1 protein-coding gene is annotated in these 255 nt (G+C 67.1%); it reads right to left on the bottom strand.

The genetic code is table 11. The annotated features are described in order from the left end of the window. A partial coding sequence (locus tag IU450_RS39415) for an AMP-binding protein (RefSeq protein ID WP_195154796.1) occupies positions 1-255 on the bottom strand: 255 nt, incomplete at both ends.

Here is a 255-nt window from a genome sequence, read left to right as displayed (position 1 = left end):
CCACCACATTGCGGTGCGCGACACCCACACCCTTGGGCACACCGGTGGAGCCGGAGGTGTAGATGACATACGCCAAATTGTCCGGGCGCAACCGAGCCACACGCTCCGCATCACCCACCGGCGCCTCGGAATACGCACCGGCCTCCGACAACAGCACCACCGGCAGCTCACCAGCCGGCACCGCCTCACACTGCGCCGCGGTGGTCAGCACACACACCGGGGCGGCGTCTTCGAGCATGAACTCCAACCGCTGCA

The sequence above is a fragment of the Nocardia abscessus genome (assembly GCF_015477775.1).
In the GTDB taxonomy this organism is placed as follows: Bacteria; Actinomycetota; Actinomycetes; order Mycobacteriales; family Mycobacteriaceae; genus Nocardia; species Nocardia abscessus_A.
The sequence above is the reverse complement of the archived record's forward strand: the minus strand, read 5'-3'. Positions and strand labels throughout refer to the sequence as shown.